General features: G+C 47.8%; 8 protein-coding genes. 5 read left to right on the forward strand and 3 right to left on the reverse strand.

What is annotated here, in order from left to right; genetic code table 11:
• The first annotated feature begins 91 nt into the window (after nucleotides 1-91).
• From Q0698_RS02750 to phoR, 4 genes are read left to right on the forward strand one after another with little or no spacing between them, the layout of a single operon-like run.
• Entirely contained in the window at nucleotides 92-598 is a 507-nt protein-coding gene (locus Q0698_RS02750; RefSeq protein WP_298633467.1) for a chorismate lyase, read from the forward strand.
• Nucleotides 591-1,457, forward strand: coding sequence for a 4-hydroxybenzoate octaprenyltransferase (gene ubiA, locus Q0698_RS02755; RefSeq protein WP_298633469.1), 867 nt, complete (start codon nucleotides 591-593; stop codon nucleotides 1,455-1,457). The genes Q0698_RS02750 and ubiA overlap by 8 nt, the downstream gene beginning before the upstream one ends.
• A gap of 56 nt (nucleotides 1,458-1,513) precedes the next feature.
• On the forward strand, nucleotides 1,514-2,242 hold the full coding sequence (gene phoB / locus Q0698_RS02760) for a phosphate regulon transcriptional regulator PhoB (RefSeq protein ID WP_298633471.1): 729 nt from the start codon (nucleotides 1,514-1,516) through the stop codon (nucleotides 2,240-2,242).
• 3 nt (nucleotides 2,243-2,245) lie between these two features.
• Nucleotides 2,246-3,598, forward strand: coding sequence for a phosphate regulon sensor histidine kinase PhoR (gene phoR / locus Q0698_RS02765; RefSeq protein ID WP_298633473.1), 1,353 nt, complete (start codon nucleotides 2,246-2,248; stop codon nucleotides 3,596-3,598).
• Here the strand turns inward: phoR and yaaA are convergent.
• Genes yaaA through Q0698_RS02780 form a run of 3 tightly spaced genes read right to left on the reverse strand, consistent with a single transcriptional unit; the run spans nucleotide 3,553 to nucleotide 5,658 of the window.
• Complete coding sequence (yaaA, locus tag Q0698_RS02770; protein ID WP_298633475.1) at nucleotides 3,553-4,326, reverse strand: peroxide stress protein YaaA; 774 nt, start codon at nucleotides 4,324-4,326, stop codon at nucleotides 3,553-3,555. The two genes, phoR and yaaA, sit on opposite strands and share 46 nt — an antisense overlap.
• Before the next feature lie 17 nt (nucleotides 4,327-4,343).
• A complete protein-coding gene (locus Q0698_RS02775) occupies nucleotides 4,344-5,174 on the reverse strand; it encodes a hypothetical protein (RefSeq protein ID WP_298633477.1) in 831 nt (276 codons plus the stop codon).
• Between the two features lie 4 nt (nucleotides 5,175-5,178).
• Nucleotides 5,179-5,658 (reverse strand): DUF4265 domain-containing protein, encoded by a 480-nt coding sequence (locus tag Q0698_RS02780; protein WP_298633478.1) that lies wholly within the window; start codon nucleotides 5,656-5,658, stop codon nucleotides 5,179-5,181.
• 125 nt (nucleotides 5,659-5,783) lie between these two features.
• Between Q0698_RS02780 and Q0698_RS13320 the strand changes: the two genes are divergently transcribed.
• A complete protein-coding gene (locus Q0698_RS13320) occupies nucleotides 5,784-6,293 on the forward strand; it encodes a DUF2244 domain-containing protein (protein ID WP_366140252.1) in 510 nt (169 codons plus the stop codon).
• Nucleotides 6,294-6,770 lie beyond the last annotated feature (477 nt).

The following is a 6,770-nucleotide window of genomic DNA, read 5'->3' on the forward strand; positions in this document are numbered from 1 at the left end:
CGCACCAGTAACCGCGAAGACAAATCTGGTAGCTGAGCGCTAGTACTTAACGTTAGAATAGCCTTAAATCATAACATGGCTTCGCATTATCATGTGGCAACCTGCTGACAAAATTTCCTCACAACTACCGCAGTCTATTGGTCGCTGGCTGTGCGAGCGAGGATCACTTACTGAACAGCTGTCCAATTGGTGTCGTCATGATATTCGTGTCTCTGTGCTCCGGCAGGATTGGATTAAGGTCATGGATGAGGAGGCTTTGCTGCTGGGGATTTCCCTCGACCAAGGTGCGTTAGTTAGAGAAGTGCTCTTATCGAGTGACACTACCCCTTTAGTCTTCGCCCGAACGGTGATTCCAGACTCCGCGCTAAAAGATAGTTTTGAGTTTATCGCGGAGCTGGGGGATCAACCTTTAGGGCATTGGCTGTTCGCCAATCCTGACGTTCAGCGTGGTGAGATTGAGATACAAATGGCGCAACCGGAGCAGCATCAATTTGAGACGCGGCATTGGGGCCGAAGGTCACTATTTAGTTACGGTAAACGCCAGATCCTCGTCGCCGAATATTTTTTGCCCAGCTTTGTGGAGTTATTGAATGCTTAAGCGCTATATTCCAGCAAACTATTTACCCTACTACCACCTAATGCGCGTCGACCGACCTATCGGCACGCTCCTATTGCTGTGGCCAACTTACATGGCCCTGTTTCTAGCAGCTGGTGGATTCCCTAGCTGGCAGAATTTCGCTATCTTTACTCTGGGTGTGTTTCTAATGAGGTCGGCGGGCTGTGTCATCAACGACTATGCGGATCGGAACGTTGACGGTCATGTGGCACGTACCTCACAACGACCATTGGCGAGTGGAATAGTCAAGCCAGGTAGCGCGCTCAAGCTTTTTGCCGCACTTATTGCCATGGCCTTTGTGGTCGTGCTGCTTACTAACCCATTCACTGTGCTGTTATCAGTTGGCGCTTTGTTGTTGGCGTCAACGTATCCATTTATGAAGCGATACACACATCTTCCCCAAGTCGTTTTGGGTGCGGCTTTTGCTTGGGCTGTGCCGATGGCTTTTGCAGCAGAGCGCAATACCATCCCTCCAGAAGCGTGGTTGCTCTATGCGATTGTGGTGTTGTGGGCAGTGATCTACGACACCTTTTACGCAATGGCTGACTATGAAGATGATCTAAAGATCGGGGTAAAGTCCACGGCCGTGCTGTTTGGTTCAATGGCGCCGACTATTATTCTAGGGATGCAGGTGGCGATGATTGCGATGCTGCTGCTATTAGCTCATCGTTTTCAGTTGGGAGTCTTCTTTATGGCGGCTATTGGTATCACTGCGGGCTTATTCGCCTATCAGCAGTCATTGGTTCGCGGAGATTTGCCAAAACCCTTCGAGGCGTTCCTCAACAATCATTGGATTGGTCTCGTTCTTTTTGTCGGCATCGCCTTGACTCTGTTGCTATAGTTTAAGTGTTGTCATACGGCTGTCACAAAAGCGTTGTTCAATATCCCCAAGGGTGATTGAATGATGATACGAGGAGATTAGTCTTGAACAAACTAAAGGTGCTAATTGTTGACGATGAAGCGGCAATTCGCGATATGGTTGCGATGTCGCTCGAACTTTCTGGATTTGGTTGTATCCAGGCTGAAAATGGCCTCGATGCGCTCGCCTTAATTGTGGATGAGAAGCCTGACCTAGCATTGGTAGACTGGATGATGCCCGAGATGTCGGGGATTGAACTAACTCGTCGCCTTCGGCGCGATGGAATTCTTAACGAGATGCCAGTAATCCTTCTCACCGCAAAAGCGGAGGAAGACAATAAAATTAGCGGGCTAGAATCCGGCGCAGATGACTATATTACCAAGCCGTTTTCGCCACGCGAATTAATTGCGAGGATTAAGTCAACGCTCCGTCGAGCTGGTAAGCTAGATGCGGAGCGCAGCATTTCAGTAGCCGATCTGGCTATCGAGCCAGCGAGTCAGCGGGTTAAGATTGGTACGCAGACAGTCAAACTAGGACCGATTGAGTATCGACTGTTATACTATTTTGCTACTCATCAGGATCGAGTGCACAGTCGAGAGCAGCTACTCGACAAGGTCTGGGGCGCAAACGTATATGTCGAAGAACGTACCGTTGATGTGCATATTAGACGTCTTCGTAAAGCGTTAAGTGTAGATGGGCACGAAGATTTGATTGAAACAGTCCGCGGTAGCGGTTACTTGTTTAATTCTAAACTCACAACGGAGTAACGAGTGCAAGCCACACGCTATCGAGGCCTAATCGCCGAACTCAAGCGCGCAGCAATTATTATTGGACTGTGCCTGCTGGCTGGCATCCTTTTAGGTCAGCCTTTGGCGGGGTTGGTCGTGGGTAATATCGCCTATTTCTTTTTGCTCTTTCGCGAGGCTAAAGAATTTTATCGTTGGTTTGAGGGTAAGAGCTCGGCCCTTCCCGAGGCCAACCAAGTGCTCGTAGATGTCGCCGAGGCCATTCACTTTATTCGGGCCAGTCACCGTAAAACCAAGCGTCGCTTGCAGCAGCAATTAAGTCGAGTTGAGAAAAGTACTTCAGCGCTAGCCGATGGTGTGGTGGTGATTGCAGAGGGCGACTGTCTGCAGTGGTGGAATGCCGCAGCTGGAAGCATGTTAAAACTCGAAGCGAGAAGCGACTCGGGACAGGCTATTACCAACTTCGTTCGGGACCCGTCATTTTTTGCTTACCTTGAAGCAAAAGACTACTCGCGACCTTTTCAACTTGAGCCTAGCGGCGACGGCGCTCAAGTATTGCAACTTCAGGTCACTCAGTACGGAGGCAATGAGCGCCTAATCGTACTTCGAGATGTGACCCACGTGACCCAGCTAGAGCAGATGCGTAAGGACTTCGTCGCCAATGTCTCACACGAGCTGCGCACGCCTTTAACGGTGTTAAAAGGTTACTTCGAGACCTTCGAAGATTTCGGCGAAATGCTGCCACCGAACATCTCTAAAGGGCTACAACAGATGTCCTCGCAGGTGGAGCGCATGAATGAGACCGTTGAAGATTTGATGCTGTTATCGCGCCTTGATGAATCCGATACGCTGAAAACGAGTGGCTTGTTGGATTTGTCTGCCTTGGCTCGGCGAGTTATGGGCGCCGCGCAAGAGTTGTCGGCGGAACGGCACGAATTTTTAGATGAAATTGAAGATGGTCATAATATTATGGGTGTCGAGACGGAGCTCTACTCAGCGCTTAGCAATATTGCTTTTAATGCGGTGAAGTATTCGCCAGATGGCGGCACTATTCGCTTTCGGCTCCGGATAAAAGGAGAGAAGCTCTCGTTCGGGGTTAAGGATGAGGGTGTTGGTATCGAACCCAAGCATATTCCTCGCCTGACCGAACGATTTTATCGAGCCGATAGTTCACGAAACCGAAAAATTGGTGGCACGGGTCTAGGGCTTGCTATTACCAAGCATGTCTTACTGCGCCATCAGGCAGAAATGAAAATTCTAAGCTGGCCTGGAAAGGGAAGCACCTTTCGGGCAATCTTTCCCCGCCTTAAAACGTCTTCAGAGCTGGACCCTCAGAGCTCAGCTCGAACAAAGGTTGGCACTGCGGTAGACGATTGATCAGGGCTATACACATAGCCATCTAGATCATAGGACCTTAAATCGCTTAAGCTGAAACCTGGATTATCTATCAACCATCGCGCCATTCTTCCTCTTGCCTTCTTGGCGTAAAAGCTGATGACTTTCTCTTTGCCGTTCTTCGTATCTTTGAACACCGGAGTCACGATGGTAGCATTTACGAGCTTAGGTTTAACGGCCTTGAAATACTCATTTGAAGCGAGATTAACCACTACGTCATTCTTAGTTTCTAGAAGGTCGCGGTTCAGTTGCTCGGTGATGTCTGAGCCCCAAAACTGGTAGAGATTGTTGTATTCGTCGAAAGTGAACTTGGTGCCCATCTCAAGACGATAGGGCAGGATGTTGTCGAGAGGTCGTAATAAGCCATATAACCCGGACAGGATACGCAGCTTAGTTTGTGCCACATCGAGTCCAGGGCTTGATAGGCTATCCGCATCGAGACCGGTGTATACATCTCCGCGAAACGCAAATATCGCCTGCTTAGCTGAAGCATCTAAAGCAGGTGGCTGCCAGTTTTGAAAGCGCTCGAAGTTCAGTTTCGAAATGGCTTCGCTAACCGACATAAGCTTGGCGATGTGTTCGGCGCTTAGTAGTCTAAGGCCGCTGACTAGTTGCTCGGAACGCTTGTCGAAGCGAGTCTCTGAATGAGGGAACTGCGACGTATCTTGATCAAAATCAAGCGTCTTGGCGGGTGAAATTAAAATTAGCATGATGGCAACCCCTTAAGTTAGAAAGCCCATTTTATCATCAGAAGAGGGCCACCCTGAGTCATATTGTAATTAGAATCCAGCAAATCACCATAGTGGCTTACATTGATATCATTGAGCTGATAAGCCACTGCAACCGAAGCAGATTCCGTTACGCGGTAGCTCAAAGAAGCCTCGCTGAGTAGGATTCTCCCTTCATAGTCGTCAATATTAAATGACAGCCAGCCCGCTGATAGGTTTAGTAATAGCCGATCATCGAATGCATGTTTAGCTGTGAAGACAAGATTTGGCAAGGGGGCAAGCAGGTTGTCAGATGCCACACTCTGGCTTGCGACTACATCGCCATCTAACTGTCCTTCACCTGAAAGCTGGGCCTGCAATTCCATTGCATGGATGCCAACTCCTATTCCCAGAGCTGTGCTAGGCGTTTGATAAAAATCGTAGGTTAGGCGGGTAGCGAGGGTTTGTGACTTGAATTCGGTCTGCACTCGTGCACCGACCTCAAAGATCGTGCCGTTATACTCAACATCTGCAGTGAGGACCCTATCTCCTTGACTTCGATAGTCACTATAGCTGAGATCTACGCTGAAACGTTGGCTTAGCCTACGGCGGTAACTAAAGACAGCAGAGGTATCGCTGGTGTCGACGCCCAGCGTTTCGAGATTTAGACCTTCAGAGCTGTCAAGGTTTGAGGAGCTATCAATTCCTACATACGCAGACTGATAGAAAGCACCAAAAGATATCGAATTGGATCGTTCCATCGTTGGGTGGATGAAAGTATTCCCCAGTACGGGGAAGCTCAGCCCAGTAAAGAAAAGGGTTGTCAATATACCAAGCGCCCAATGTCGCATCCTGCTATTGCTCCTTTAGTATGCTTGACCACCACTGCAGGGGTTCACCTGAATCGCCGTCAAATACATTAGTATATGCCCACGCAGACTCGGGGAAAGCTTTCACTACCTCACTAAGTAGGTGCTCGATAGTATTAAAGCCAATGCTAACATGCGCGGTAATGGAGAAAAATCGGTCGCTGACGTTACTGATCTCGGCACCCATCTTTTCGAATTCAACACGATACTCATCCAGTACCACTGAAATGGGATGCTTGCTGACGAAACGTATCGTCAAGTTACCGCTTCGAGTGACAACCTGATAATCACCCTTTTCACCAATAAGTTTAATGACATCAAGACGACCTGCAGCGGCGAAAAGAGGTGCTTCAGCCAGTGCGTAGCCATCCTTCACTCGCACGCAGCGCAACTTTTCAAGAACTGGATCGCCATTTGGTTGATGGCCCGCAATAATATCAACAATTTCTAATTCAGGCTCGGTCACTACTAATTACCTTTTTAACATCGGACTACTGATTAAGTAACAGTATACATAAAACAGGGGGACTAAAGCGTAAATACTAGTTCAACCCGCGGAGAGTTCAGAGGGAAGTCAGCTACGCTGTTTAGATGATTAATTTACTTATCGAGCAATCAGCCAGCCATCTCCGTATTACGCCTAGTCGGTCGCTTGGTGAGAGTATCATGCAGGCTCATAACTTACAGTTTACGGCGCTTATGCTTCTGCCCGTATCACTTTGTCTCGTCTCTGGGCTATGGCCAATAGCTATAATGCTCTTAGTGCTATTACTTAGCCTCCTCTATATACACTTGCATGTCGCAGAACTGCGTAAGCGCGAAGAGCATCTAACCATTGATATCAATCAACTAGAACTTCGCCGGGGAATGGAGATACTGATAAGTACGAAACTTGATAGCGCTTTATGTATTTACGTGAGTGCTCCTGGTAACGCCAGCGATCCACTAATTTTCGAGCTAACTACTCTTAATCGCCCCAATCTTAGTTTCGCTAAAAATACTAACCGAAAAGATAGCGTTTACCTTTTAGAACTGCTTAAAAGATGTGGCTTAACTGTCATTCAAATCTCAACCAAAGACCAGTTAGTAAAAAGCTTTTAAAAAGCGTTGACAGTATTCCTCCGTTTCCCTATTATCCGCCCCCTTGCTTGACGGCGGTAACCCGTCGCTAGTCAGATGTTTTGGCTAAGAGCTGCCGTATCGCGTGTAATTTCACCTAGGCGAATCGCCTTAAAAAATCACCTTTACATTGAGTTGGAGCGCCCTATAATGCGCACCATCACAACGCAGCAGCGAGTGATTAAAGCGGATTGAAACGCGGGTTTGAAAGTTTGAAAAAACATTTCAAATCAACGGTTTACAAACGCTGAGATGTGTGTAGAATGCGCATCCGCTTCCACTGAGAAGCAACGCTCTTTAACAATCAATCAGACAATACGTGTGGGTACTTGTAGAGATAGTCGCAACAAAGATTATCGAAACAAGTTACTCGTTAATTCGCAAGAAAGAATGAATAACGTTCATGTTTCGAGCAAAGTTTTGAATTCCACTTTAACGGAATTCGCTCTTGCTTTAAGC

Origin of the sequence: uncultured Umboniibacter sp. (assembly GCF_947497555.1) — a bacterium.
Lineage (GTDB): Bacteria > Pseudomonadota > Gammaproteobacteria > Pseudomonadales > DSM-25080 > Umboniibacter.

Excerpts from the sequence above, each read along its gene's own strand:
- Q0698_RS02750 (WP_298633467.1), top strand. The coding sequence starts at position 92 with ATGTGGCAACCTGCTGACAAAATTTCCTCACAACTACCGCAGTCTATT.
- ubiA (WP_298633469.1), top strand. The coding sequence starts at position 591 with ATGCTTAAGCGCTATATTCCAGCAAACTATTTACCCTACTACCACCTA.
- yaaA (WP_298633475.1), bottom strand. The coding sequence starts at position 4,326 with ATGCTAATTTTAATTTCACCCGCCAAGACGCTTGATTTTGATCAAGAT.
- Q0698_RS02775 (WP_298633477.1), bottom strand. The coding sequence starts at position 5,174 with ATGCGACATTGGGCGCTTGGTATATTGACAACCCTTTTCTTTACTGGG.
- Q0698_RS13320 (WP_366140252.1), top strand. The coding sequence starts at position 5,784 with ATGATTAATTTACTTATCGAGCAATCAGCCAGCCATCTCCGTATTACG.